The organism is Hydrogenophaga sp. (assembly GCF_965657535.1).
GTDB lineage: Bacteria > Pseudomonadota > Gammaproteobacteria > Burkholderiales > Burkholderiaceae_C > Hydrogenophaga.
In genome coordinates this window covers 168,093-191,447 of record NZ_CBFHOP010000004.1, presented here as the reverse complement: position 1 = coordinate 191,447, position 23,355 = coordinate 168,093, and the positions used below count along the sequence as shown (strand labels likewise).

The following is a 23,355-nucleotide window of genomic DNA, read 5'->3' as shown; positions in this document are numbered from 1 at the left end:
GCGGCTGCGGCACACCGAAGGCACCTCAACACCCTCAGACTGTATGACATTCACCATCACCGTTCAGCCCAGCGGACGCACCTTTGAAGCCCAGCCCGACGAAGCCATGTTGGCCGCCGGTATTCGCCAGGGCATTGGCCTGCCCTATGGCTGCAAAGACGGCGCCTGCGGCTCCTGCAAGTGCAAGCTGCTGTCGGGCAGCGTGACCCACGGCGCGCACCAGGCCAAAGCGCTCAGCGCGGATGAAGAGGCTGCTGGCTACGTGCTCACCTGCTGCGGCGTGGCACACAGCGACGTGGTGCTGGAATCGCGCCAGGTCACGGAAGCCGGCGCATTCCCCATCAAAAAAATGCCGGTGCGCGTAAGCGCACTCGAACGCGTTTCGCAGGACGTGATCGTGCTTCGCCTGCAGCTGCCAGCCAGCGACACCTTTCAGTACCACGCGGGCCAATATGTGGAATTTTTGCTGCGCGACGGCGACCGGCGCAGCTATTCCATGGCGAACGCGCCGCACACGCAGGCGGTTCAGCCGTCCGTGGAGCTGCATTTGCGGCACATGCCCGGCGGCAAGTTCACCGACCACGTGTTTGGTGCCCTGAAGGAAAAAGACATCTTGCGTATTGAAGGGCCCTACGGCAGCTTCTACCTGCGCGAAGACAGCCCAAAGCCCATGATTTTTCTGGCCTCGGGCACGGGCTTTGCACCCATCAAGGCGATCATAGAGCACATGCAGTTCAAGGGCATCACCCGCCCCACCACGCTGTACTGGGGCGGTCGCCGCCCTGCCGATCTGTACCAGAGCACCTGGATCGACGCCCAGCTGGCCAGTATGCCCCACCTGCGTTATGTGCCGGTGGTGTCTGACGCTCTGCCCGAAGACCAGTGGACCGGGCGCACGGGCTTTGTGCACCGGGCCGTGCTGCAAGACTTCCCCGATCTGTCGGGCCACCAAGTGTATGCCTGCGGTGCGCCCATCGTGGTGGAGTCAGCCCGTAACGACTTCAGCGCGCAAGCGGGCCTGCCACCCGAGGAGTTTTTTGCAGATTCGTTCACCAGCGCGGCCGACAAGACCTGATCAACTTCTTGAACCTTGCCCGAACCTCAACGAGGGCGAGCTAACCATGCTGAACCGCCGCTACCTCATCACCTTTTGACCCTGAGCGCGGCGACGCTGGCGCTGCCTGGGCTCGCACAGGCTCAGACTGCCACCACCACACGCATCGTGGTGCCCTTTGTGGCCGGCGGGTCGGTGACGTGGCGACACGCATTCTGGCCGAAGCGGTCAAGGGATCGCTCGGCGCCGTGATCGTGGACAACCGGCCCGGTGCGGGCGGCAACATGGGTGTGAGCGCCGCAGCCAAGGCTGTGCGCGCCGGCTTGGCGCTAGGCATTGCCTCCACCGCGTCGCACGGCATCAACCCGTGACTGTGCAGCAAACTGCCCTACGACCCGGCCAAAGATGTCTCGGCGGTCACGCAGATGCTGTGGGTGCCCAACGTGCTGGCGTTGAACACCGACGCAGCGAAACGGCTGAACATCAACACCCTGGCCGACCTGATTGCCTACGCCAAGGACAACCCCGCCAAGCTCAACTACGGCTCGGGTGGTAACGGCAGCGCGGGCCACCTCGCTGGTGAAATGTTCAAGAACCAGTCGGGTATTTTTGCGGTGCACATTCCACACCACGACGGCAACCCGGCACAGCTGGGTCTGCTGCCGGGTCAGGTCGATTTCAACTTCGACAACCTGGCCACCGCTGCACCCAACATCCGGTCGGGCAAGCTGAAAGCGCTGGCGCTCACCACCGCACAGCGCTCGGCGCCATGCCCGAGGTGCCGCCGGTTGCAGACACCTTGCCCGGCTTTGAAATCAACACCTGGTGGGGTCTGGTGGTGCCGACCGCTACGCCGGCCGACACGGCGCGCAAACTCAATACTGCCCTCACCGAGGCTTTGCGCTCGCCTGAGGCGAAGGAGCGCTTTTCCGCCCTGATGGCCGAACCCGCTCACAGCACACCAGAGCAGTTTGAAGCCTTCATGGCGTGTGAACGCAGCAAGTACAAGCGCGTGGTCAAAATCAGCGTTGCAAAGATCGACTGACGTGCACACCAAAAAGCCTCACACGACTGCGGCACCCTGAAGATACCGTGGTCGTGTGAGGCTTGACTTTTGTTTCGCTCGGACGTTACTCGTCGTTCAGCAAGCGCTTCACGTCATCGGCCAAGGCCTGCGCACCGCTGCCGTAGCGGTGGTACAGGCGCACACGGCCTTTGGCATCGTACACGTAGCTGCCGGCCGAGTGGTCCATGGTGTAACTGGTGGGGGTGCTGCCCGGCACCTTTTTGTAATAGATTCGATAGCTCTTGGCCAGCTCGGGCAAGGCATCTGGGGCAGCGTACAGGGCCAGAAAACTCGGGTCGAAGTTGACCATGTAAGCCTTCATGATCTCAGGCGTGTCGCGCTCGGGGTCGATGCTGACGAACAGGCCCTGCAAGCGCTCGCCATCGGCACCCAGCAGACGGCGGGCCTCGGCCAACTCGCCAAGCGACGTGGGGCACACATCGGGACACTGGGTGAAACCAAAGAAGATCACCACCGCCTTGCCCTGAAAGTCGGCCAGCGTGCGTGGTTGCCCGTTGTGGTCGGTCAACGTGAACCCGGTGGCGTAGTCGGCACCGGTGATGTCGATGCCCGTGAACGCCGGTTTGTTCTCACCGCAGGCAGCCAGAGCCAAGGCCGAAGCACCCCAAACCAGGGCATGGCGGCGGTTCAGGTAAGTCGAGGGCATATCGTGTATTCCAGACAGAGATGAAAAATCTCGCGGCGGGCCGCAAGCCTGGCCGGGGTTATTCCCTGTGGCGGCTTGCCCCGTCACCGGAGTGGTCATAAATAATGATCGACCAGCAGTGCCGCGAACAGCAGCGACAAATGGATCAGGGAAAAACGAAAGGTTTTGCGCGCCAGCGCATCCGAATAGTCGCGCCACAGCGCGTAGGCGTAGCCGGTGAACCCGATGCTCAAGACCACCGCCACCGCGAGGTAAAACCAGCCACTCATGCGCATCACAAAGGGCATGAGGCATGCGGCAAACAACACCAAGGTGTAGAGAAAAATCTGCAAGCGGGTGAATTCAGAGCCATGTGTGACAGGCAGCATGGGCAAGCCAGACTTGCGATAGTCTTCCACCCGGTACAAGGCAAGCGCCCAGAAGTGCGGCGGCGTCCACAGGAAAATGATAAGGAAAAGAATCAGCGCTTCCGGAGACACCACACCGGTCATGGCTGCCCAGCCCAACACCGGTGGCATGGCGCCAGAGGCCCCGCCAATGACGATGTTTTGCGGTGTCAGGGGCTTCAGAATCACGGTGTAGATGACCGCGTAACCCACAAAGGTTGCAAAGGTCAGCCACATGGTGAGCGGGTTGACCCAGAAGTACAGGATGCCGGAACCCAGCCCACACAACACGGCGGAAAAGGTGAGCGTCTTGAGGTTGGACAACTCGCCTTTGGCGGTGGGGCGCCAGGCGGTGCGCTTCATCTTGGCGTCAATTTGCTGTTCGACCACACAGTTGAAAGCAGCGGCAGCGCCCGCCACCAGCCAGATACCCAGCGACGCTATGGCGGCCAGCTGCACCTGTGCCCAGGTGGGCACCCCGGGCACAGCCAGCACCATGCCGATCAAGGCACAAAACACAATGAGCTGGATCACGCGCGGCTTGGTCAGCGCATAGAACTGCCGCCAGGCGGATGGCAAGGCAACGGCAGTGGTGTTGGAAGACGCGGTGCTCATCAGATCGGTCGAGAAGTGTTGAATGCGGTGGCACCCAAGTGTTCATGGGCGGTGCGGGTGCTGAAAAGGGCGCTGGTCATGACCACCACGAGCGCGGCAGCGCCTCCAGTGTGCCCCACGGCAGCCAGCAACGGCCAATCGAGCACCACATTGGTCAAACCACTGGCAAACTGCCACAGGGCCAAACCGATCAACCAGCGCGCGGTAGAGCGCATGGCGACCACCGACCACAAACGCCAGACCAGCCAGAACAAGGCGGCAAACACCACATATGCACTAAGCCTGTGCACGTAATGAATGGCCGTCAGCGCCGAGAAGGCAATGGCTTCACCGGCCCGGTTTTGGCCCAGCTCTCGCCACAACGAAAACCCGTGCTGAAAGTCCATGTCCGGCCACCAGCTACCCTGGCACCTGGGGAAGTCGCTGCAGGCCAGCACCGCGTAGTTGGTGCTGACCCATCCTCCGAGCGCGATCTGAACCCACAACAAACCATACACCAGACCCAGAGCGAGCCGGGTGTTGGCGTGCAAAGGCACGGTGGTTTGACCGCCCGGGGTGGCCAGTGCGTAGCCCGTGGCCTGTGCTCGCAGCAGCGCCAGCAGCGCCATGCCGCCCAACAGGTGCAGGGTAACAACAGCGGGAAAGAGCTTCATGGTGACCGTGAGCGCACCGAAGGCACCCTGCAGACACACCCAGATCAGCGTGACCAACGGCCAGACATACGACACCGAGAGCTTGCGCCGCTCGACCCAGCTGACGCTGGCCAACACCAGAATCAACACCCCCACCGCCGTAGCCAGGTACCGATGGATCATCTCGATCCAGGCCTTTGAAAACGTCACCGGTCCCGTAGGCATGGCTTCCTGTGCAGCAGCAATGGCGCTGCTGGCGCCAACCGGGCTGGCGCTGCCATAACATCCAGGCCAGTCAGGACATCCCAAGCCGGAGTCGGTGAGCCGGGTGAAGGCTCCAAACAGCACGAGGTCGAAAGTCAGAAACAAAGTCACCAGGGTGAGCATGCGCAGGCGCTGAGCCGGCGCCGCGTGCCGGTTGCGCACCCAGACCCAGGCCAGCGGGCCCAAGGCGATCACCACCCCCAGCAACATCAGCCGCGCGATGGGCGCGAAATCGTACAAGGCTTGTGTTTCCATATCAGTGGCGCCCGGCCGCACAGAGGCACCGATGTACCCCCTTGGTGGACAGCGAAAGAAGTGAGCGAGTGGCTTGTTGCATCCTAGGAGCCTGGGCAGCGCTGTGCGCGTGGAGTGCGGCTCGCCATCATCGGCCTGCCTTGTCCCAGAATGCCGAGGCGCGCAGCAACCGGTCGAGGTCGCGCTTGGCTTGTTTGGCGTCCAGATTGGCTGGGAAGCGCATCATCCAGTTCCCAAGCGGGTCCACCACATAAAGGTGGTCTTCCAGCCGTTGCCCGGGTGCGGGCTCCAGCCAGGCAGCCAGCTGCGCAGCTTCGACCTGCAGCACGACCGCAGGCGCGGTGGCCTGCTGCAGCGCTTCGGTCAAAGGTGTGTCGCCCGTGCGCATCCACACCCAATCCAGCCGGTCTTTTTCTTTGCCCAGGGTTTCTCGCAACTGGCGCTGCAGCAGAAGATGTTCCTGGCAGTCGGCATCGCAGCTGCTGTCTGCCACGCTGATGAGCAGCCACTGGTCTTTGAGCTGCGCTAGCGGTACGGGCTGACCTTTAGCGTCAATGCCGATGAAGGTCGGCAGTGGGCGCTGGGGATTGACCAGCTCGCCATAGTTGCGCCGTCCCTCTGGTCGCACCACGTAGTACATGAGGTAAGAAGCCACCACAGGCGCTGCACACACCAGCAGCAAGGCGAACATTTTCCAGCGCCCAGCGCGGGTGCTGGCTTCAGAGCGCGCACTGCTCTGGTCCAGCTGGGGCAAGCTGTGCACAGTCATCGTCAAGGGTTCATCGGGCGTCTTGGCCATGGAGGGTGCGCTTTCGGCGGGGAGAGATGAATTGGAACCAGACATACAAAATGCCTGCAAGGGCACACAAACCGAACCACTGAAATGCATAACCATGGTGCTTGTGCACGCCTTCGGTGATGCGGGGCCAGTTGCGATGCAGTCCATCGGTTGGGTCGCCGGTTTGCAGGACGGATACATCCAGCAGGGCAAGCCCCGTCTCCTGCGACAACTCAGCAACGCCGATATTTTGCCGGATCGGCCCGGAACTTGCCGCGCCGAATTCAAAAAGCTTGCCTGGTGCTGGGGCTAAACGCCCTTCGACTTGGACCACCCCTTCAGGAGTTTCAACGGCCGGCACACGGCTGCGGTCGTTAAAGTCGCGCGGAACCCATCCACGCTGAATCAAGATCACCCGATCGCTGCCAAACAGCCGCATTGGCGTGACCACAAAGAAGCCCACCCGCCCATCCATCTGGCGGTTGTCCAAAAAAACATTGAAGTCTGTCACCCATTGGCCCTTGAGCTGGACCGAGCGGTGCAGACCGACTTTCGGGTCCAGCGCTTCCAGCAGGTCCCGCTCGGTCCAGGAGGCCAATTCGCTGCGCTGACTCACCTGATCCTGTAGCGCTTGCTTTTGCGATGCACGGTCGAGCTGCCACATACCAAGTGATGCGGTCACGCCCATGGTGAACGCGGTGGCCAAGGTGACCACCCAGAAGCGACCTGATAGGGAACTCATGCCCTGGCTCCCATGCCCAGCACAAAGAACCGGATAATCCGAACCATGAAATACCTCGTCATCGCCGCGTTCATCGCCATTCTCGGCAGCCTTGGCGCTGCATTGCTTTTCATGATGCGCGGAGGCACCACCAACCCGCAGGATAGCGAGGCAGCACCGCGCAAAAACCACATGGCGCGGGCTCTGGCGTTTCGGGTCGGTTTTTCCATCCTGCTCTTTGTGGTGGTGATGATCAGTTATTGGATGGGCTGGATCCAACCCACAGGCCTGCCCATGCAGCCCTGACCAGCGGGTTCTCTTCAAAGAAAAAAGCGCCGTCAGGCGCTTTTTTCCGGGCGGGAACGGGATGCTGCCATCCCGCCAGCGGCTTACATCCAATATACAAGGATGTACAAACCCAGCCAGACCACGTCCACAAAGTGCCAGTACCAGGCAGCACCTTCGAAGCCGAAGTGGCTCTTGGAGGTGAAATGGCCCTTTTGCAGGCGCAAGGTAATGAACAGCAACATCAACATGCCCACGAACACGTGGAAGCCGTGGAAACCGGTCAGCATGTAAAAAGTGGATCCAAAAATGCCCGAGGACATCTTGAGGTTCAGATCGTTGTAGGCGTGGGCGTACTCGTAGCCTTGAACAAACAAGAAAACAATACCCAGCACAACGGTCATCCACATGAACGCGATGGTTTTGCTGCGGTTTCCAACCTGCAGTGCGTGGTGAGCAACCGTCAATGTCACGCCAGACGTCAACAGCAGCGCGGTGTTGATGGTGGGCAACCAGAAGGGGCCCATGGTTTGGAAGGGCTCAACGATGCCGCCGGGAGACGCGGTAACGCCAGCTTGCATGCTGGGCCAGATAGAGGTGAAGTCCGGCCAGATCAGGGCGTTTTCAATGTTGCCCAGCGCGGGAACCGAGTGCACGCGCGCCCACCACAGCGCAGTGAAAAAGGCGCCAAAGAACATCACCTCGGAGAAGATGAACCAGCTCATGCTCCAGCGGTATGAGAGGTCAATTTTGTGACCATACAGTCCACCTTCACTCTCGTTGACTGCGTCGCGGAACCACTGGAACAGGACGATCAGCCAAAAGGCCATGCCAAACGCCAGCGAGTACATACCCCAGTCGGCACCATTGATCCATTGGCCTGCGCCCAGGATCACGAAAAACAGACCAATGGCGGCCATTACCGGATGGCGCGAAGGCCCGGGTACGTAGTAATAAGGCGTCGTGCCGTGTGTTGCTGCTGACATGCTCACTCCTAATTGCTTTCGCTTGTATGAATATCGGAAAAATGAAAATTGCGATGTTGTTGATGTCGTGCGCTCAAGCCACAACCCAATTGACGAGCAGGATCAAGGCAAGGACAAACAGCAAGGCCATGAGCACACCCACCACCATGATGTGGATCGGGTTGAGCTTGGCAATATCGTTTTGGTAATCGGCATTTCTGCGGACACCCAAAAAGCCCCAAAGCACGGCTTTCACTGTGCCCACAATCGAACCCTTGCGCTGGTGCAGCGGTTCGGTCATACCGGATCAGCCCCCTTGGGCAAGACCACCGCTGGCACTTGAGCGGCCACATCTTGCGGTGCCTGTGGCACTTTGCCACCCACTTCAAAAAATGTGTACGAGAGCGTGATGGTGGTCACGTCTTTGGGCAAGCGGGGATCAATGATAAACGCCACCGGCCACTCTTTTTTCTCGCCAGCCGCCAGTGTGTACTGTGTAAAACAGAAACATTCCAACTTGTTGAAATGCGCTGCGGACTGCTTGGGTGCGTAGCTTGGAATAGCTTGGGCAGCCATGGTCCGGTTTTGGATGTTCTGAAACTCGTACACCACGGTGCTCAGTTCACCTGGGTGGACTTGCATGGAGCGCACCGCAGGCTTGAAATGCCAAGGGCCGCGGGTGTTCACATCGAATTCCACCGTGATGGTCCGCGAACGGTCCACCTGGGTGTTGGCCGGCAATTTGGGACGCGAGCCAGGCACTTCACGCTCGGACAAAGCGAGTATGTTGATACCCGTCATTTCGCAGATGGCGTTGTAGATCGGCACCAGCGCATAGCCAAAACCGAACATGCCCAGCGTGATAACGCAGAGCTTGCCCACCATCTTGAAATTTTCGCGACGCAGTCCCATGGGGTGCTACTTTTTAATTTAGGTGTCGAGGCGGATGTTCAGCCGCCGAACAACACCAGCTTGCCCACGAAACCCAGGAAAAAAACCAGCGCCACCGAGCCAAGGATCAAGCCCAGGCGCAGGTTGTTCTTTTTTTGGTCAGGCGTCATGTGTTGAACCGGTGCGAACAAGATCAGCCAATCACTTTGGTAGCAGTAACATCCAGTTTGGGCGGATTCTCAAAGGTATGGAAAGGAGCAGGCGACGGCACTTCCCACTCAAGACCCTCCGCACCCTCCCAAGGTTTTTGAACCGCTTTTTCACCTTTGCCACGCATGGCCGGAATGATCACTGCGACAAAGAAATACACCTGGGCGATACCGAACGCAAACGCACCGACCGATGCAACAGCGTTGAAGTCTGCGAACTGCATGGGGTAGTCGGCATAGCGGCGGGGCATGCCGGCCAGACCCAGGAAGTGCATTGGGAAGAAGGTGATGTTGAACGAAATCATCGACCACCAAAAGTGAATTTTGCCGCGCGTCTCGCTGTACATCACACCGGTCCACTTGGGCAGCCAGTAGTAGATGCCGGCAAACATGGCAAACAGCGAACCCGCCACCAACACATAGTGGAAGTGCGCCACCACGTAGTAGGTGTCCTGCATCTGGATGTCGATCGGAGCGACCGACAGGATCAGACCGGTGAAGCCCCCGATGGTGAACACGAAGATGAAGCCAACGGCCCACAGCATGGGCGTTTCGAAGGTCATCGACCCCTTCCACATGGTCGCGATCCAGTTGAAGATCTTGACGCCCGTGGGCACGGCGATCAGCATCGTCGAGTACATGAAGAACAGCTGGCCCGTGACCGGCATGCCGGTGGTGAACATGTGGTGTGCCCACACGACGAAAGACAGGATGGCGATGGAGCCGGTCGCGTAGACCATGGACGCGTAGCCAAACAGCTTCTTGCGCGAGAATGCGGGCACGACCTGGCTGACGATACCGAAGGCCGGCAAGATCATGATGTAGACCTCGGGGTGGCCGAAGAACCAAAAGATGTGCTGGTACATCACTGGGTCACCGCCGCCAGCGGGGTTGAAGAAGCTGGTGCCGAAATGGCGGTCGGTCAGCGTCATGGTGATGGCACCGGCGAGCACAGGCATCACGGCGATCAGCAGGTAGGCGGTGATCAGCCAAGTCCAGCAGAACATGGGCATTTTCATCAGCGTCATGCCGGGAGCGCGCATGTTCAAGATGGTCACAATGATGTTGATCGAACCCATGATCGACGAGGCACCCAGGATGTGCATGGCAAAAATGCCAGCATCCATGGAGGGGCCCATCTGCAGGGTCAGCGGTGCATACAGCGTCCAGCCGGCAGCGGGTGCACCACCGGGCATGAAGAACGACGCAACCAGCATGAGCGCCGCAGGAATCATCAGCCAGAAGCTGAAGTTGTTCATGCGGGCAAAGGCCATGTCGGAAGCGCCGATTTGCAGCGGAATCATCCAGTTAGCAAAACCCACAAAGGCCGGCATGATGGCGCCGAACACCATGATGAGGCCGTGCATGGTGGTGAGCTGATTGAACAGCCCGGGGTTGACCAGCTGCAGACCTGGCTGAAACAGTTCGGCTCGGATCAGCAGGGCCAGCACGCCACCCACCATGAGCATGGTGAAGGCGAACAGCAGGTACAGCGTGCCGATGTCTTTGTGGTTGGTGGCGTAAACCCAACGGCGCCAGCCCGTGGGGGCGTGGTGGTCGTGGTCGTGGCCATGTGCGTCGTGGTGGTCAAGAACTGCACTCATGATCGATTCCTTTGATGCTCAATATTTATCTGCAAACAGATCATTTGCGAGCGGCCACCACGTCGGCGGGCTGCACGATTTGCTCGGTTTTGTTGGACCAGGTGTTCTTGGCGTAGGTCATGACGGCCGCCAACTCGGTGTCCGAGAGCTGCTTCCAGGCTGGCATGGTCCCTCCAGCTGCGCCGTTGAGCATGACGTTGATCATCAGTCCGTTGTTGGCGTCGGTCACCAGCGCTGAGCCGTCCAGCGGCTTGATCGGGCCAGCGCCCTTGCCGTTGGCTTGGTGGCACGCGACGCAGTTGGCGGCATACACCGATTCACCGCGCTTGACCATGTCCGTCAGGGCCCAGACTTTGCTGGGATCGTCAGCGGCAGCGGACATGGCCTTTTGCTGCTCACCGACCCAAGCGGTGTATTCCTCGGCCGAAACCACTTTCACATGGATGGGCATGTAGGCGTGCTCTTTGCCGCACAGCTCTGCACACTGGCCATAAAAATCGCCGGTTTTTTCAGCACGAAACCACGTGTCGCGCACGAAGCCGGGGATGGCGTCTTGCTTGACGCCGAAGGCGGGCACCATCCAAGCGTGGATCACGTCGTTGGCTGTCGTGATGATGCGGATTTTCTTGCCCACCGGCACCACCATCGGGTTGTCGACCTTGAGCAGGTAATTGTCGGTTGGCGGGGGGTTGCCGCTGTTGGACATTTCGCGGTGGCTGTTGTCCAGCGTGGACAGGAAACCGATGCCCTCACCCTCACCCTTGATGTAGTCGTAGCCCCATTTCCACTGCATGCCCGTGGCCTTGATGGTCAGGTCGCTGTTGGTGGTGTCTTTCTGCGCAACCAGCACTTTGGTAGCGGGCAGTGCCATGCCAATCACGATCAGCAAGGGGACGATGGTCCAGCCCAGCTCGACCCAGATAGGCTCAGCCAGCTCTTGCGACTTGTGACCCACCGACTTGCGGTGCTTCAAGATCGAATAGAACATGACGCCAAACACAATGACGAAAATGACGGCGCAAATGGCCATCATGAACCAGTGCAGCCAGTGCTGTTCTTCGGCAATGCGGGTGACCGCAGGCGCGAAGTTGAGCTGGTTCACAGCCGGACCGCCGGGCAGGTCGTTGACCTGTGCGCCCGCTGTTGCCCACACCCCCGCACCCAGCGCGGTAGCCGCTGCGCGCAGCGTTGTCAGCCGTTTTCGCATGAAATCACCCGTTTTCTTCGTCGTACTCACTTTAAGCGCCTCAAATATAAGTATTGATTTATATCAATGCAGATTAGAACAAATTTTTTCAGGGACGCCCACTCAGGGAATACCCAACCCCCTCAACCTCACCCTCAAAACTCACACCTTGCTCAAAGCCTGCCGAATCTCACGCGCCAGCACTGGCCGCAGTTCTGGCCGAAGAAAGCGCCCCACCTGCACCGATGCACCGCCGCTGCGCACTTCGACCAGCTGGCCGCTGGACAGCGGTTCTATACGAACCCACTCCCTCACGAACTCACTGCGCCTAACACTGCCAGCGGTCTCCAGCTCGACGATCAGGCGACCGCCCTGCAGTATCACCCGCTCGCTGTCGGCAGCGTGGCGCGCGTAGACCACAAAGGCAGTGGCAAGCGCAGCCAGCTCCAACAAGGCAAATGGCAGCACCAGCACCGCCCCCTGAAACCAGAAGAACACCGCCACCGTCAGTGACAAGGCGCCCAGAGCCCCAAACGTGATGGCCAGTTGCGTAGGCGTGACCGAACAGTTGCGCCGCAATGTCCAGTGCAAGCCGTCTTTAGACTCCGTCGCCAGTCGAAAAGCTTTGCTGGTTTGACCCACCATCCACCACCAGTCGGGTTCTGAAACGGCCAAAGGACGGTCCAGATGCGCAGGGAAAATACCCTGAAGGCTTTGATTTATGTCAATTGTAGCGGCCGCTCTCATGGGCTTCCCTGACAAAACCGCCACATCCGACTGGGACAAGGTGGCTTAGGTCACTTTCGACCTACCCCGAGTGGTTCCGCCAGCGGCAGCCGGCACACCGGCGCACCCCTTTCAGCGCCGCCCCGAGCGGAGCATGGCCCTCATAGCGTCCATGGAAACGGCGGTGGTTGCGTCCAATTTCGCGCGTGGGATGGGCTTGAAAGCGTGGCCGTAAATGATTTCCAGCGTCAGCAACAGCCGGCCGTCGGTTGAGCGCGGGCAGTCGGACTCAATGGCTTCGCACAACCGGGCTTGCCATGCCCGCGAACGCAGGCCCGGGGACCGTTGGGCGTTCAGATTTCGCCCCAGCAAGCGCAGGTCTTGCAGCATGGGCTTTGCGCCGCTGTATGAAAGGGATATGCGCTCCATGTCCATCACCGGCTCGGCGAAACCGCTGTGGACCAGCATGTCGCCCCAGTCGTGCATATCGGTGAACGGATGGGTAGGCTCAGGCCACCCCAGACGGGCATATACGGCGCGCAGTTCGCGCAATGTGTCTGGCCCGAGGCAGGAAAACATCAAAAAACCGTTGGTTTCAATGGCCGCATGCCAACGCCTCAGCAACGCCTGGGGCCGGGCTTCCGTGTGCAGCGCCATGTTGGCCCACACCATGCCAACCCGGGTGTCGTCACCCGCTGGCGTGGGCAGCTTGGCGCGCAACCAATGCTTGGGGTTCCATGAGGGTGCCGGCGACTCGCGGGTGGCCTCCAGGGCCTGCGGCATTTGTGCCGCAGCCACATGAACCTGCGCGCCCGGCAAGACCGCACGCAACCGCTTGTGGGCCTGCAAGCCACCCTGGACAGGCTCCCAATGCAGCCAGCTGACAGGTTTGTCGCGAAACCACTGAAGCCGCTCGACCATGCGCGAAGCCACTTCTTCGTGCAGCCACGGACTGTCGACGCGCGGGTACAGTCGCCAACGCAAAGCCGCCTGGGGGTCCAGACCGGGGACAGCGGTTTCGGCTTCGGCTTCGGCTTCGGGCGCAGTGTTCACAGGTAGAGCGGAGTTTGATGCGCTTTCAGCGGCGGCCAGGATCGGCCGGGCAAGAAGCTGGTAAACAGTATCTGGAACGACGCAAAGTGGTCAGGGCCAAGCACAAAGCCGTAGGCAGTAAGAGAAAGCACGGCAAAGCAACGCAACAACGCTGCGGCAGCTTTGCTAACACCTTGAGTATATTGGGGTCATGTTCAACGCATGGCGACGGCTCTCAAAACACCTGCCCAGCAGTTGCCAGGTGTGCGAGCGATGGCCTGCGCAGCCGGTTTGCAGCGCTTGCACGGCACGTTTTGCGCCCCAGCGGCCGCGCTGCAGCGCATGCGCCGCCCCCTTGAGTCCGTCAGCGTTGCCAGCGGGGTTTTGTGGGGGGTGTCGCACCCGAACTACACCGAGGCTGGTGCAGTCTTGCGTGGCTGCGGTGGACTACGCCTACCCATGGGACGGGCTGATCGCCCGCTTCAAGTTTCGCGGCGAACCGGGCTGGGCCCAACCCATGGCCGCGCTGACACTGCAAACGCCCGGCGCGGTGGCCGCACTACAGACTTGTGACCTGGTGGTGCCGATACCGCTGACCACCACACGGCTCGCCACCCGGGGCTACAACCAGGCGTGGGAACTCGCCAAAGCCCTGCGCGCAGCAGCCCCCGGTGAATCGGCTCGCAACGAAGCCATGGCCGACGCCCTGGTCCGGCTGGGCGAGGTGCCGGATCAGCACAGCCTGTCGCGCGAACAGCGACTGCGCAACTTGCAGGGCGCTTTTGCGGCGCATCCGTTTCGAGCAGCTCGACTGGTGGGCGCCCGCGTGTTGCTGGTCGATGATGTAACCACCACGGGCGCCACCCTGCACAGCGCGGCACAGGCACTCTTGATGGCGGGCGCCCAGCAGGTCAGTGCCCTGGTTTTTGCGCGCACACCACCCCATTGAAGGCACGCGGGCCAGAGCACCGCAGGGGCCACGCCAACCCGTCAACCTGCAGGGTTATCATCGTAGCTGATGCAGGGAGAGCAAATAGACCAGTCACTGGCATGCTCAAAAATCTGGCCATGCCAGCACGCACGCCTGTAGCCATGTTCCATATCGTTCTTGTTGCGCCCGAAATACCGCCCAACACCGGGAACGTGATCCGGCTGAGTGCCAACACCGGTTGCACGCTGCACCTCATCGAGCCGCTGGGATTTTCGATGGACGACAAGCACATGCGCCGCGCCGGCCTGGACTACCACGAGTACGCACGCCTGCGCCAACATGCCGACTGGGATGCCTTTCTGAGCGCCGAGTCGCCCAACCCTGACCGACTGTTTGCCTTCACCACACGGGGCAGCCGCAGCGTGTTCGCCAACGCCTTCCAAGCTGGCGACTGGCTGGTCTTTGGCTCTGAAACCCAGGGCCTACCGCAAGCCCTGCGCGAGCGCTTCCCGACCCAACAGCGCTTGCGCCTGCCCATGGTCAACGGTCAGCGCAGCCTGAACCTGTCGAACGCGGTGGCGGTGTCGGTGTTCGAAGCCTGGCGCCAAATTGACTTTGAGGCCACAACAGCGTGAACCAGTTCACCCCTGCCGAGAAGTGCAAACTCCACCCTGTGGCTAGCAACCTGTGCACAATGCGAGCTGATTTGCTCTTGCGCTGCCCGTGCAAAACTTTGGCCGCCACGCCGATTTCTGCGGCCCGCCCGGCCGCCTGGAGACCGCATTGATTCCCTCCATCACCCGAATGTTGAAAGTTGCTTTCGCGCCGCGGCACCAGGCTCGCAAACCCGCCACGCTGAAAGACTTGGCCACCATCCGCAAGGCGCTGCTGCTGAGCCTGGAAGACTGCACGAGTGCGGGTGCGGCGCGCTTGCGCACCAAGGTGGCACAAGCCAAAACGCCGCAAGAACTGTGGATGCTGCGCAACGACGCCTACCAGCTCATCTCACAGCAACACAACCAGTCGGTTGCGGCAGAGCGCATCAACGACATGATCCATTTCTTTCAAGGCTGGCTCGACCCCAAGCAGATCGCCAGGATCAAATAAGCTGGCACCTTGGCCTGCGCGCCATGCCAAGTTGTTCAGGGATAGCGCCTCACCAGTGCTTCGGCCACACACACGGGTTTATCACTCCCCTCACGCTCCACCACCACCGTCCAAGTCATCTGCAGACCGCCGTGTTCAATGGGCTCTGTGGCCAACAGCGTCAGCCGCCCGCGCAAGCGGCTGCCCACCGGCACTGGCGCGGTGAAGCGCACGCGGTTCAGACCATAGTTGACGCCCATGCCAGAGCCGCGAACGTCAAAAGACGACTCCAAAAACACCGGCAACAGCGAAAGCGTGAGGAAGCCGTGTGCAATCGGTGCCCCGAAGGGTCCAGCACGCGCCTTTTCCACATCCACGTGGATCCACTGGTGGTCGCCTGTGGCTTGGGCGAACTGGTTGACCTGCTCTTGGGTGATGGTGAGCCAGTCGCTGACAGCCACTTCCTGGCCCACGCAAGCGGCCAGATCGACCAAGGTTTCAAATATTTTCATGCACACCACTCTATCGGGCCCTGGCACAGGTGGGTGTCGGCACCGCGACAAGCCCGGTGTGTCGCCTGGCACTTTCGGCATCAAGTTGCTCAGCGGTCCAGCCCATCGCAGATAGCCTTCCACGGCTGCAGATCATTGGCTACCCAGCCAGGGGCCGCATCAAACAGCGTCAATCTGCGCGCCGTCAAATAGCTATCGCTTTGCGTGTCGCGCAAACAGCCCAGCACCGGCAAGCCCAAAACACCCACCAACGCCTGCAGCCTCTCGGCGGCAACGGTGCAGCCGTCCACACGCATACCCACGATGCCGACTTTGGGCTTGTCCACGTCGCGAAATCCGGTCGCCTTGTCCAGAAAGTTGCGTGTGGCGCAGCTGTCAAAATTGCTGGGCTGCAAGGGCGCCAGCGCCTTGTTGGCCATGCGCATCAGGACTTTGTAACGCCAGCTATGCAAGCCTTCGGGTGTGTCCAGCTCCACGTAGGGGTGCCCCGCAGCGCACGAGCAATGCGGTCGTGCAACACGGCGTGGCCCTGGCTATCAACGTAACCCGCCACGTTGCGGGACAGCGTAGACGCCCCCACAGCGCCCCTGGGATGGGCTACCACCACGACGGGCTTAACGAACGCCGCGCATGAGCGGTATTTTTCAAACGTTATCAGCCGGCCCCTGACGCTCAGCGAAAGGCGTCCCACAACAGCTTCACACCCGTGAGAAACATGCCGGCGTACACCATGCGGTAGAACAGCAGCGGCTGGATGCGGTGCGCAATGCGCACGCCCACCCACACACCCAATGGTGCAAACGGCAGCAACGCGAGCGAGGTGGTCATGTTGCGAGCATCCAGCAGGCCCAGCCAGGCATATGGAATCCACTTGGCGAGGTTGATGAAGAAAAAGAAAAAGGCCATGGTGCCGGTGAACAGCAAAGGCGACAGGCGCAACGGAATCACATAGGCGTTGATGGGCGGGCCACCGGCGTGTGCGATGAAACTGGTGAAGCCTGAGATCAGCGTCAGCAGGGCGCCCAGCCACTTCGGCGGCGGCGCGCTGTTGGGCTGGGGCGAAAACAGCAGGCGTTGCGCCAGAAACAGCAGGGTGAAGCCCCCCACAATGCCCGCGACCACGCGCGCGTCGAGCGCCTTGAACAACAACGCGCCCACCACAATGCCCAACAGGCCAAAGGGAATCAGAAAACGCAGCAAACGGCGGTCCACGTTTTTCCGAAAAGCGGCCATTCCCAACAGGTCCATGAACAGCAGCACCGGCATCAGAATGGCGGCTGCTTGAGGCACGCTCACTGCCAGCGCCATCATAGGCACCGCCAGCGAACCGAAGCCGGCCCCAAAACCGCTTTTACTCACACCCAGCAGCAGCACCGCCGGAATGGCCACCGCATAGAAAAACGGGTCGGTGATCAGGGACATGGGGTGACAATCCGGGGATGCAAAACGTTCAATTTTGGGGCGAAACCCTGCGCTTGCTGGTCGAGCTGGCGGCCACAGCAGCCTTTGCCATGGCGGGCATCATGGAGGCGGCCCGTAAACGCCTTGATGCCGTGGGCGTGTGTGTGGTGGGCTTCTTGACCGCCTTTGGGGGCGGCACCCTGCGCGACCTGCTGCTGGACCAGCGGCCTTTTTTCTGGGTGCGTCATGTGGAGATGCTGTGGGGTGTGCTGACGCTGTGTGTGCTCGCGATGCTCTTTTTACGCCACCGCCATTTTGACCTGACGGAGCGCGCCATCCAGTGGCCCGACGCACTGGGGCTGGGTCTGTTTGCCGCCACCGGCGTGCACCAGGCCCTGCTGCTCGAACTGCCCGGCCTGGTGGCCGTGCTCATGGGCCTCATCACCGGCGTGTTTGGCGGCGTGCTGCGCGACGTGGTGTGCAACCAAATACCCACTGCATTTCACGACCACCGACCCTACGCCGTGTGTGCGTTTGCGGGCGGATGGGTGTATGTGGGCCTTTGGCAGATGGACGCCCCGGGCTGGCTGGCCCTGGTGGCCTGTGTGGCGGTCACGGCTGGGCTGAGGGGGCTGGCCTTGTGGCGCAACTGGCAACTGCCTGCGTGGCGGGAATAAGCCGGGCGCTCAAGCGCCCAGCTACCACGTTGGCCACCGAAACAGCGGTTTATCAGACCCGCTCGATGATCAGTGCAATGCCCTGCCCCACGCCGATGCACATGGTGCACAGCGCATAGCGCCCACCCGTGGCATGCAGGCGGTTCACGGCCGTGGTGGCCAGGCGTGCACCGCTGGCGCCCAGCGGGTGGCCCAGCGCAATGGCGCCGCCCCAGGCGTTGACGCGCTCATCGTCGTCCTTCAAACCCAGCATTCTCAAAACGGCCAGGCCCTGAGCGGCAAAGGCTTCATTGAGCTCAATCACGTCCAGCTGTTCCAGCGTCAGACCCGTGAGTGTCAGCACCTTCTGCGTGGCGGGCGCCGGACCGATGCCCATGATGCGTGGCGCGACACCGGCCGTGGCCATGCCGACGATACGGGCCTTGGGCGTCAGACCATTCTTGGCGGCCGTGGCCTCGTCGGCCAGCAGCAGCGCGCAGGCGCCGTCGTTCACGCCGCTGGCGTTGCCTGCGGTCACGGTGCCATCCGGGCGCACCACCCCTTTGAGCTTGGCCAGCGTTTCCAGCGTGGTGGCCCGGGGATGTTCGTCGGTGTCCACCACCAGCGCATCACCCTTTTTCTGCGGGATAGTGACCGCGCAGATCTCGCGCGCCAAGTGACCCGCTTGAATAGCGGCCACGGCCTTCATCTGGCTGGCCAGGGCCATGCGGTCTTGCGCTTCGCGCTCGATCTTGAATTCGGTGGCCACGTTTTCGGCCGTCTCAGGCATGGAGTCCACGCCGTACTGCGCCTTCATGAGTTTGTTGACGAAGCGCCAGCCAATGGTGGTGTCGTAGACGGCGTTGTTGCGCGAAAACGCGCTTTCCGCCTTGGGCATGACAAACGGCGCGCGGCTCATGCTCTCCACGCCGCCGGCAACCATCAGACCCGCCTCCCCGGCCTTGATGGCCCTCGCGGCGGTGCCCACGGCGTCCAGGCCCGAACCGCACAGGCGGTTGATGGTGCCCCCGGGAACCTCCACCGGCAGGCCGGCGAGCAAACTGCTCATGTGGGCCACGTTGCGGTTGTCTTCGCCGGCCTGGTTGGCGCAGCCGTACAGCACGTCGGTGATGGCAGCCCAGTCCACCTGAGGGTTGCGCGCCATGAGCGCGCGCAAGGGAATGGCGCCCAAGTCGTCGGTTCGCACGCTGCTCAGTGCACCACCGTAGCGGCCGAAAGGGGTGCGAATGGCGTCGCAGATGAAGGCTTGGTTCATGCAGTCTCCTGTTGTAGAGTTCATTTCAGCAAAAAAGAATGATGCATTATCTTGCATGTTTCTTCAACGATTCGCAAGCTATTGTGCCGTCGCTCACCACCCATAGCGGCCTGTGCGCGACAATTCCGGCATGCTGATTCAACCCTCCCAGGCCGATGTGCGGCGTTATTTTTGCGGCGTGTACGCCAAAGCCCGTTCGGGTTCGCCCCTGGATGCCATGGAGACATTGGTCAGCCAGTGGATCGACGAGCATCCCGAGTACCACACCACCCTATCCAACCTGGACGCCGCCCTGCGCGACATGGCGGTGGCAGACCCGAACCAGGAAAATCCCTTCTTGCACCTGTCCATGCACCTGTCCATCAGCGAGCAGTCCAGCATTGACCAGCCTCCCGGCATCCGCCAGGCGGTGGAACTGCTCGCCGCCCGCCGCGATGACCTGCACACCGCCCACCACGAGGTGATGGAATGCCTAGGCCGCATGATCTGGGAAAGCCAGCGCGCCGGACGCCCACCCGACGGGGAAGCATACATAGCCCAAGTGCGCCAACGGGCCACCAAAGACTGAAGGTGGTGGCAAAAAAAAGCCGCTCAGTGAGCGGCTTTTTTGTGGGACGCAGACCCGCAATCAGCGGAAGCGGGGCTGGGGGACGATTTTCAGCTCGCCTTCAACCGAGGCCAGGTACTTGGCGATTTCGCGCATTTCAGCCGTGGAATACTGCTTGGCGATGCCCGCCATGATGCCGTTGGAACGACCCACCACGTTGTTGCCCTCCACCGTGTACGACTTGAGCGCCACGAACAGGTAGTCGGCGTGCTGGCCACCCAGCTTGGGGTAGCTGGGGTCGATCGGCTTGCTGAAGTTGGCGCCGTGGCAAGAGGCGCACGCGCCTTTTTCGATCAAGGCAGCGGCGGCGGTGCTGGCGGTGCGGGGCGCGTCCGGGGCGCCTTTGTCGGCGTGGGAAGCGTAGAACGCACCCAGGTCGGCCATGTCCTGCTCCGTCAACGAACCCGCGATACCGCGCATGGAAGGGTGCTTGCGCTCACCCTTCTTGTATGCGGTCAGTGCGGAGACGATGTACTTGTCCGATTGGCCCGAAATCATCGGTACTTTGTGGATCTCAGGGAAGCTGTTCTGGTAGCCGGGAATGCCGTGGCATCCGATGCACATGTCGGCTTTTTTCTGGCCAGCCTGTGCGTCGCCAGTGACGCCCTGAGCGTGGGCGGTCAATGCTGCTGCTGAAAGCGTCGCAGCGGCGACAAGAGTACGAACGATCGTGGGCAACAGTAAGTTCATTTTGCAAGCACAATGAGATGGACATTGATAAAAATCAATGGACGATTATATAGACTCGATCATCACCACCGACTTATTGATTACCCTGAGCTGCCACGCTATGCCCGGCAGACCCCACCTGAGCCCGGCCTGCTGGCCACTTACCTGTCGACACCGCCCATGAAATTCCAAGGTTCACAAAACTACGTCGCCACCCAGGACCTGATGCTGGCCGTCAACGCGGCGATCACGCTCAAACGCCCGCTGCTTGTGAAGGGCGAGCCCGGCACCGGCAAGACCATGCTGGCTGAAGAAGTGGCGCAAGCGCTCGATATGCCCCTGCTGCAGTGGCACATCAAAAGCACCACCAAGGCCCAGCAGGGTCTGTACGAGTACGACGCCGTGAGCCGCCTGCGCGACTCGCAAATGGCCGACGTGGATGGCGGTGAACGCGTCAAGAACATCCACAACTACATCGTCAAGGGCGTTCTGTGGCAAGCGTTCACGGCCGACCAGCCAGTGGCGCTGTTGATCGACGAGATTGACAAGGCGGACATCGAGTTTCCGAACGACCTGTTGCGCGAACTTGACCGCATGGAGTTCTACTGCTACGAGACGCGTGAGATGGTTAGGGCGAAACACCGACCGCTGGTGTTCATCACCTCGAACAACGAAAAGGAGTTGCCCGACGCGTTTTTGCGCCGCTGCTTTTTTCACTACATCAAGTTCCCTGACGCCGAGACGATGCAGCGTATCGTGGACGTGCACTTCCCGAACCTCAAAAAGGAACTGCTGGCTGCGGCCATGAAAACCTTCTTTGATGTGCGCAACCTGCCAGGCCTGAAAAAGAAGCCATCCACCAGCGAACTGCTGGACTGGCTCAAGCTGCTGATGGCCGAAGACATTCCGCTGGAGGCCCTGCAAAGCGCCGACAGCAAGGTGAGCATTCCCCCGCTGGTGGGGGCCTTGCTTAAAAACGAGCAGGACACCACGCTGTTTGAAAAGCTGGTTTTCATGAACCAGCGCAACCGCTGAACAGCGCCTGCAGAAAGCGCCCACGCATGAGCCTCGCCCAACCCGTCACGCTGCAAGGGGCCCGCGTCACGCTGGTGCCCCTGTCGATGGCGCACCATGAAGACCTGTGCGAGGCCGTGCGCGACGGCGAACTGTGGAAGCTTTGGTACACCAGCATTGCGTCGCCCGACTTGATGGCCTGCGACATTGAAAACCGCCTGTCGTTGCAGGCTGCGGGCAGCATGCTGCCATTTGCGGTGCTCAACCCCACGGGCCAGGCGGTGGGCATGACGACGTACCTGCACATTGACGCGGCCAACCGGCGTCTGGAAATCGGCGCCACCTGGTACCGCCAGGCCGTGCAGCGCAGCGCCCTGAACACCGAATGCAAGGCCTTGCTGCTGACCCACGCATTTGAGGCGTTGGACTGCATCGCAGTGGAGCTCCGCACCCATTTTATGAACCACCAAAGCCGCCGAGGCATTGAACGGCTGGGCGCCAAGCTCGACGGTGTGCTGCGCAGCCACCAGATCAACCGCCACGCCGACGCACCGGGCACCCTGCGCGACACCTGTGTTTACAGCATCACCGCCGCCGAGTGGCCCACAGTGAAAGCGCACCTGACGCACCAGCTCGGCAAGCCCCGCGCGGGTGCAGCCTGAGGAAACCGCCATGCTGATCGACTTCTTCTACACCCTGCGAGCGGCCAAGCTGCCCGTGTCGGTCAAGGAATACCTGACCCTGCTGGAAGCCTTGGACGCCGACGTGGTGGGGCCGCGCAACCCCGACGCGTGCACCATGGACGACTTCTATTACCTGGCGCGCACCGCGCTGGTGAAGGACGAAAAACACTTCGACAAATTCGACCGCGCCTTTGCCGCCTATTTCAAAGGCGTGGAGATGCTGGCCGATTTCACCAAGCCCATCCCGGCCGACTGGCTGCGCAAAGAGATCGAGCGCATCCTGTCGGACGAACAAAAAGCCAATGCGCCCAAGATGGACTGGGACGAGCTGATGGAGACGCTGAAAAAGCGGCTCGAAGAGCAGAAAGAGCGCCACGAAGGCGGCAGCAAGTGGATCGGCACCGGCGGCACATCACCCTTCGGCCACGGCGGACAGAACCCGCAGGGCATCCGCATCGGCGGCAAGGGCGGCAACAAGAGCGCGGTGAAGGTGTGGGACCAGCGCGCTTACCGCGACTACGATGACACCCAGGAGCTGGGCACGCGCAACATCAAGGTGGCGCTGCGCCGCCTGCGCAAGTTTGCGCGCGAAGGCAACGACCTGGAACTCGACCTGCCCGACACCATCCGGTCCACGGCGGCCAACGCGGGCTGGCTCGACATCAAGATGATTCCCGAGCGGCACAACAACGTGAAGGTGCTGCTGCTGATGGACGTGGGCGGCACCATGGACGACCACATCCAGCGGGTCGAGGAACTCTTTTCAGCGGTGAAAAGCGAGTTCAAACACCTGGAGTTTTATTACTTCCACAACTGCGTGTACGACTTCATGTGGAAGAACAACCGCCGCCGTTATGCCGAAAAATTCCCCACTTGGGACATCTTGCGCAAGTACAACAAAGACTACAAACTGATCTTTGTGGGTGACGCGACCATGAGCCCGTATGAAATTTTGCAGCCGGGCGGCAGCGTGGAATACAACAACGAAGAAGCCGGCGCCGAGTGGCTGCAGCGCCTCACGCACACATTTCCCAAATTTGCCTGGATCAACCCGGAACCCCAGGGCGTGTGGCAGTATCGACAGAGCATCAGCGTCATACAACAGCTCATGGGCCAGCGCATGTACCCGCTGACCCTCAAGGGCCTGGAAGACGCCATGAGAATGCTGTCGAAATAAGCCATTG

General features: G+C 61.0%; 28 protein-coding genes and 1 pseudogene. 11 read left to right on the top strand and 18 right to left on the bottom strand.

All coding sequences use genetic code 11. The features are described 5' to 3' along the window. The first annotated feature begins 43 nt into the window (after positions 1-43). Complete coding sequence (locus ACTG4K_RS08500; RefSeq protein WP_439113763.1) at positions 44-1,075, top strand: CDP-6-deoxy-delta-3,4-glucoseen reductase; 1,032 nt, start codon at positions 44-46, stop codon at positions 1,073-1,075. Between the two features lie 81 nt (positions 1,076-1,156). Then, positions 1,157-2,099 (top strand): annotated as a pseudogene (locus ACTG4K_RS08495) (tripartite tricarboxylate transporter substrate-binding protein). Between the two features lie 85 nt (positions 2,100-2,184). On the opposite strand, the gene ACTG4K_RS08490 reads toward ACTG4K_RS08495, so the two are convergent. The 5 genes from ACTG4K_RS08490 to ACTG4K_RS08470 all read right to left on the bottom strand — a co-directional run bounded on the left by ACTG4K_RS08490 (position 2,185) and on the right by ACTG4K_RS08470 (position 6,459). After that, positions 2,185-2,787, bottom strand: a complete 603-nt coding sequence (locus ACTG4K_RS08490) for an SCO family protein (RefSeq protein WP_439113762.1) — start codon at positions 2,785-2,787, stop codon at positions 2,185-2,187. A gap of 95 nt (positions 2,788-2,882) precedes the next feature. After that, positions 2,883-3,788: a heme o synthase gene (gene cyoE / locus ACTG4K_RS08485; RefSeq protein WP_439113761.1), complete on the bottom strand. Its 906-nt coding sequence runs from the start codon at positions 3,786-3,788 to the stop codon at positions 2,883-2,885. Next, on the bottom strand, positions 3,788-4,939 hold the full coding sequence (locus ACTG4K_RS08480; protein WP_439113760.1) for a COX15/CtaA family protein: 1,152 nt from the start codon (positions 4,937-4,939) through the stop codon (positions 3,788-3,790). The genes cyoE and ACTG4K_RS08480 overlap by 1 nt, the downstream gene beginning before the upstream one ends. A 127-nt stretch (positions 4,940-5,066) precedes the next feature. After that, on the bottom strand, positions 5,067-5,738 hold the full coding sequence (locus tag ACTG4K_RS08475; protein WP_439113759.1) for an SCO family protein: 672 nt from the start codon (positions 5,736-5,738) through the stop codon (positions 5,067-5,069). After that, a complete protein-coding gene (locus ACTG4K_RS08470; protein ID WP_439113758.1) occupies positions 5,719-6,459 on the bottom strand; it encodes an SURF1 family protein in 741 nt (246 codons plus the stop codon). Before ACTG4K_RS08470 ends, ACTG4K_RS08475 begins: the two co-directional genes overlap by 20 nt. Before the next feature lie 45 nt (positions 6,460-6,504). Between ACTG4K_RS08470 and ACTG4K_RS08465 the strand changes: the two genes are divergently transcribed. Further along, a complete protein-coding gene (locus ACTG4K_RS08465; RefSeq protein ID WP_439113757.1) occupies positions 6,505-6,744 on the top strand; it encodes a twin transmembrane helix small protein in 240 nt (79 codons plus the stop codon). 83 nt (positions 6,745-6,827) lie between these two features. Here the strand turns inward: ACTG4K_RS08465 and ACTG4K_RS08460 are convergent, their stop codons facing one another. The 8 genes from ACTG4K_RS08460 to ACTG4K_RS08425 form a co-directional block, all read right to left on the bottom strand. After that, positions 6,828-7,709, bottom strand: a complete 882-nt coding sequence (locus ACTG4K_RS08460; RefSeq protein WP_439113756.1) for a cytochrome c oxidase subunit 3 — start codon at positions 7,707-7,709, stop codon at positions 6,828-6,830. A gap of 73 nt (positions 7,710-7,782) precedes the next feature. Further along, positions 7,783-7,989: a DUF2970 domain-containing protein gene (locus tag ACTG4K_RS08455; protein WP_439113755.1), complete on the bottom strand. Its 207-nt coding sequence runs from the start codon at positions 7,987-7,989 to the stop codon at positions 7,783-7,785. Next, positions 7,986-8,600 (bottom strand): cytochrome c oxidase assembly protein, encoded by a 615-nt coding sequence (locus tag ACTG4K_RS08450; protein WP_439113754.1) that lies wholly within the window; start codon positions 8,598-8,600, stop codon positions 7,986-7,988. The genes ACTG4K_RS08455 and ACTG4K_RS08450 overlap by 4 nt, the downstream gene beginning before the upstream one ends. 38 nt (positions 8,601-8,638) lie before the next feature. Further along, positions 8,639-8,749, bottom strand: coding sequence for a cytochrome oxidase small assembly protein (locus tag ACTG4K_RS08445; protein WP_304828105.1), 111 nt, complete (start codon positions 8,747-8,749; stop codon positions 8,639-8,641). A gap of 23 nt (positions 8,750-8,772) precedes the next feature. Further along, positions 8,773-10,392: a cytochrome c oxidase subunit I gene (gene ctaD / locus ACTG4K_RS08440; RefSeq protein ID WP_439113753.1), complete on the bottom strand. Its 1,620-nt coding sequence runs from the start codon at positions 10,390-10,392 to the stop codon at positions 8,773-8,775. Positions 10,393-10,432: 40 nt separating this feature from the next. Beyond that, complete coding sequence (gene coxB / locus ACTG4K_RS08435) at positions 10,433-11,599, bottom strand: cytochrome c oxidase subunit II (protein WP_439113752.1); 1,167 nt, start codon at positions 11,597-11,599, stop codon at positions 10,433-10,435. A gap of 141 nt (positions 11,600-11,740) precedes the next feature. Beyond that, positions 11,741-12,253: a DUF2244 domain-containing protein gene (locus ACTG4K_RS08430; RefSeq protein ID WP_439113751.1), complete on the bottom strand. Its 513-nt coding sequence runs from the start codon at positions 12,251-12,253 to the stop codon at positions 11,741-11,743. Between the two features lie 183 nt (positions 12,254-12,436). Further along, positions 12,437-13,357, bottom strand: coding sequence for a biotin synthase (locus ACTG4K_RS08425; RefSeq protein ID WP_439113750.1), 921 nt, complete (start codon positions 13,355-13,357; stop codon positions 12,437-12,439). 400 nt (positions 13,358-13,757) lie between these two features. On the opposite strand from ACTG4K_RS08425, the gene ACTG4K_RS08420 reads away from it, so the two are divergent. The 3 genes from ACTG4K_RS08420 to ACTG4K_RS08410 all read left to right on the top strand — a co-directional run bounded on the left by ACTG4K_RS08420 (position 13,758) and on the right by ACTG4K_RS08410 (position 15,374). Continuing rightward, complete coding sequence (locus ACTG4K_RS08420) at positions 13,758-14,285, top strand: ComF family protein (RefSeq protein ID WP_439113749.1); 528 nt, start codon at positions 13,758-13,760, stop codon at positions 14,283-14,285. A 143-nt stretch (positions 14,286-14,428) separates the two neighbouring features. Continuing rightward, entirely contained in the window at positions 14,429-14,902 is a 474-nt protein-coding gene (gene trmL / locus ACTG4K_RS08415) for a tRNA (uridine(34)/cytosine(34)/5-carboxymethylaminomethyluridine(34)-2'-O)-methyltransferase TrmL (RefSeq protein WP_439114028.1), read from the top strand. A 169-nt stretch (positions 14,903-15,071) separates the two neighbouring features. Then, the gene (locus tag ACTG4K_RS08410) at positions 15,072-15,374 is read left to right on the top strand and encodes a hypothetical protein (protein ID WP_439113748.1); all 303 of its coding nucleotides are present in this window, start codon (positions 15,072-15,074) and stop codon (positions 15,372-15,374) included. A gap of 35 nt (positions 15,375-15,409) precedes the next feature. Here the strand turns inward: ACTG4K_RS08410 and ACTG4K_RS08405 are convergent, their stop codons facing one another. From ACTG4K_RS08405 to ACTG4K_RS08395, 3 genes are all read right to left on the bottom strand, one after another. Beyond that, positions 15,410-15,865: a MaoC family dehydratase gene (locus ACTG4K_RS08405; RefSeq protein ID WP_439113747.1), complete on the bottom strand. Its 456-nt coding sequence runs from the start codon at positions 15,863-15,865 to the stop codon at positions 15,410-15,412. Positions 15,866-15,954: 89 nt separating this feature from the next. Further along, the gene (locus tag ACTG4K_RS08400; protein ID WP_439113746.1) at positions 15,955-16,341 is read right to left on the bottom strand and encodes a hypothetical protein; all 387 of its coding nucleotides are present in this window, start codon (positions 16,339-16,341) and stop codon (positions 15,955-15,957) included. Positions 16,342-16,537: 196 nt separating this feature from the next. Further along, the gene (locus tag ACTG4K_RS08395; protein ID WP_439113745.1) at positions 16,538-17,287 is read right to left on the bottom strand and encodes a sulfite exporter TauE/SafE family protein; all 750 of its coding nucleotides are present in this window, start codon (positions 17,285-17,287) and stop codon (positions 16,538-16,540) included. Positions 17,288-17,304: 17 nt separating this feature from the next. Here ACTG4K_RS08395 and ACTG4K_RS08390 point away from each other — a divergent pair, with 17 nt between their 5' ends. Continuing rightward, positions 17,305-17,943: a trimeric intracellular cation channel family protein gene (locus tag ACTG4K_RS08390; protein WP_439113744.1), complete on the top strand. Its 639-nt coding sequence runs from the start codon at positions 17,305-17,307 to the stop codon at positions 17,941-17,943. A gap of 52 nt (positions 17,944-17,995) precedes the next feature. Here the strand turns inward: ACTG4K_RS08390 and pcaF are convergent, their stop codons facing one another. Continuing rightward, the gene (pcaF, locus tag ACTG4K_RS08385) at positions 17,996-19,198 is read right to left on the bottom strand and encodes a 3-oxoadipyl-CoA thiolase (protein WP_439113743.1); all 1,203 of its coding nucleotides are present in this window, start codon (positions 19,196-19,198) and stop codon (positions 17,996-17,998) included. Between the two features lie 133 nt (positions 19,199-19,331). Between pcaF and ACTG4K_RS08380 the strand changes: the two genes are divergently transcribed. Further along, positions 19,332-19,766: a DUF1841 family protein gene (locus ACTG4K_RS08380; RefSeq protein ID WP_439114027.1), complete on the top strand. Its 435-nt coding sequence runs from the start codon at positions 19,332-19,334 to the stop codon at positions 19,764-19,766. Between the two features lie 60 nt (positions 19,767-19,826). Here ACTG4K_RS08380 and ACTG4K_RS08375 read toward each other — a convergent pair whose 3' ends face one another. Beyond that, positions 19,827-20,495 (bottom strand): c-type cytochrome, encoded by a 669-nt coding sequence (locus ACTG4K_RS08375; protein WP_439113742.1) that lies wholly within the window; start codon positions 20,493-20,495, stop codon positions 19,827-19,829. Positions 20,496-20,654: 159 nt separating this feature from the next. Here ACTG4K_RS08375 and ACTG4K_RS08370 point away from each other — a divergent pair, with 159 nt between their 5' ends. From ACTG4K_RS08370 to ACTG4K_RS08360, 3 genes are read left to right on the top strand one after another with little or no spacing between them, the layout of a single operon-like run. Then, on the top strand, positions 20,655-21,509 hold the full coding sequence (locus ACTG4K_RS08370) for an AAA family ATPase (RefSeq protein ID WP_439113741.1): 855 nt from the start codon (positions 20,655-20,657) through the stop codon (positions 21,507-21,509). A 26-nt stretch (positions 21,510-21,535) separates the two neighbouring features. Then, entirely contained in the window at positions 21,536-22,150 is a 615-nt protein-coding gene (locus ACTG4K_RS08365) for a GNAT family N-acetyltransferase (RefSeq protein ID WP_439113740.1), read from the top strand. A 10-nt stretch (positions 22,151-22,160) separates the two neighbouring features. Further along, complete coding sequence (locus ACTG4K_RS08360; protein ID WP_439113739.1) at positions 22,161-23,348, top strand: vWA domain-containing protein; 1,188 nt, start codon at positions 22,161-22,163, stop codon at positions 23,346-23,348. Positions 23,349-23,355: the final 7 nt, after the last annotated feature.

Bases quoted from the DNA above. Each gene is read 5' to 3' on its own strand.
- ACTG4K_RS08500 (WP_439113763.1), top strand. From the start codon at position 44: ATGACATTCACCATCACCGTTCAGCCCAGCGGACGCACCTTTGAAGCC.
- coxB (WP_439113752.1), bottom strand. From the start codon at position 11,599: ATGCGAAAACGGCTGACAACGCTGCGCGCAGCGGCTACCGCGCTGGGT.
- cyoE (WP_439113761.1), bottom strand. From the start codon at position 3,788: ATGAGCACCGCGTCTTCCAACACCACTGCCGTTGCCTTGCCATCCGCC.
- ACTG4K_RS08490 (WP_439113762.1), bottom strand. From the start codon at position 2,787: ATGCCCTCGACTTACCTGAACCGCCGCCATGCCCTGGTTTGGGGTGCT.
- ACTG4K_RS08360 (WP_439113739.1), top strand. From the start codon at position 22,161: ATGCTGATCGACTTCTTCTACACCCTGCGAGCGGCCAAGCTGCCCGTG.
- trmL (WP_439114028.1), top strand. From the start codon at position 14,429: ATGTTCCATATCGTTCTTGTTGCGCCCGAAATACCGCCCAACACCGGG.
- ACTG4K_RS08390 (WP_439113744.1), top strand. From the start codon at position 17,305: ATGCAAAACGTTCAATTTTGGGGCGAAACCCTGCGCTTGCTGGTCGAG.
- ACTG4K_RS08460 (WP_439113756.1), bottom strand. From the start codon at position 7,709: ATGTCAGCAGCAACACACGGCACGACGCCTTATTACTACGTACCCGGG.
- ACTG4K_RS08405 (WP_439113747.1), bottom strand. From the start codon at position 15,865: ATGAAAATATTTGAAACCTTGGTCGATCTGGCCGCTTGCGTGGGCCAG.
- ACTG4K_RS08375 (WP_439113742.1), bottom strand. From the start codon at position 20,495: ATGAACTTACTGTTGCCCACGATCGTTCGTACTCTTGTCGCCGCTGCG.
- ACTG4K_RS08365 (WP_439113740.1), top strand. From the start codon at position 21,536: ATGAGCCTCGCCCAACCCGTCACGCTGCAAGGGGCCCGCGTCACGCTG.
- ACTG4K_RS08475 (WP_439113759.1), bottom strand. From the start codon at position 5,738: ATGGCCAAGACGCCCGATGAACCCTTGACGATGACTGTGCACAGCTTG.
- ACTG4K_RS08470 (WP_439113758.1), bottom strand. From the start codon at position 6,459: ATGAGTTCCCTATCAGGTCGCTTCTGGGTGGTCACCTTGGCCACCGCG.
- ACTG4K_RS08450 (WP_439113754.1), bottom strand. From the start codon at position 8,600: ATGGGACTGCGTCGCGAAAATTTCAAGATGGTGGGCAAGCTCTGCGTT.
- ACTG4K_RS08445 (WP_304828105.1), bottom strand. From the start codon at position 8,749: ATGACGCCTGACCAAAAAAAGAACAACCTGCGCCTGGGCTTGATCCTT.
- ACTG4K_RS08455 (WP_439113755.1), bottom strand. From the start codon at position 7,989: ATGACCGAACCGCTGCACCAGCGCAAGGGTTCGATTGTGGGCACAGTG.
- ACTG4K_RS08465 (WP_439113757.1), top strand. From the start codon at position 6,505: ATGAAATACCTCGTCATCGCCGCGTTCATCGCCATTCTCGGCAGCCTT.
- ACTG4K_RS08395 (WP_439113745.1), bottom strand. From the start codon at position 17,287: ATGTCCCTGATCACCGACCCGTTTTTCTATGCGGTGGCCATTCCGGCG.
- ACTG4K_RS08410 (WP_439113748.1), top strand. From the start codon at position 15,072: ATGTTGAAAGTTGCTTTCGCGCCGCGGCACCAGGCTCGCAAACCCGCC.
- ACTG4K_RS08370 (WP_439113741.1), top strand. From the start codon at position 20,655: ATGAAATTCCAAGGTTCACAAAACTACGTCGCCACCCAGGACCTGATG.
- pcaF (WP_439113743.1), bottom strand. From the start codon at position 19,198: ATGAACCAAGCCTTCATCTGCGACGCCATTCGCACCCCTTTCGGCCGC.
- ctaD (WP_439113753.1), bottom strand. From the start codon at position 10,392: ATGAGTGCAGTTCTTGACCACCACGACGCACATGGCCACGACCACGAC.
- ACTG4K_RS08480 (WP_439113760.1), bottom strand. From the start codon at position 4,939: ATGGAAACACAAGCCTTGTACGATTTCGCGCCCATCGCGCGGCTGATG.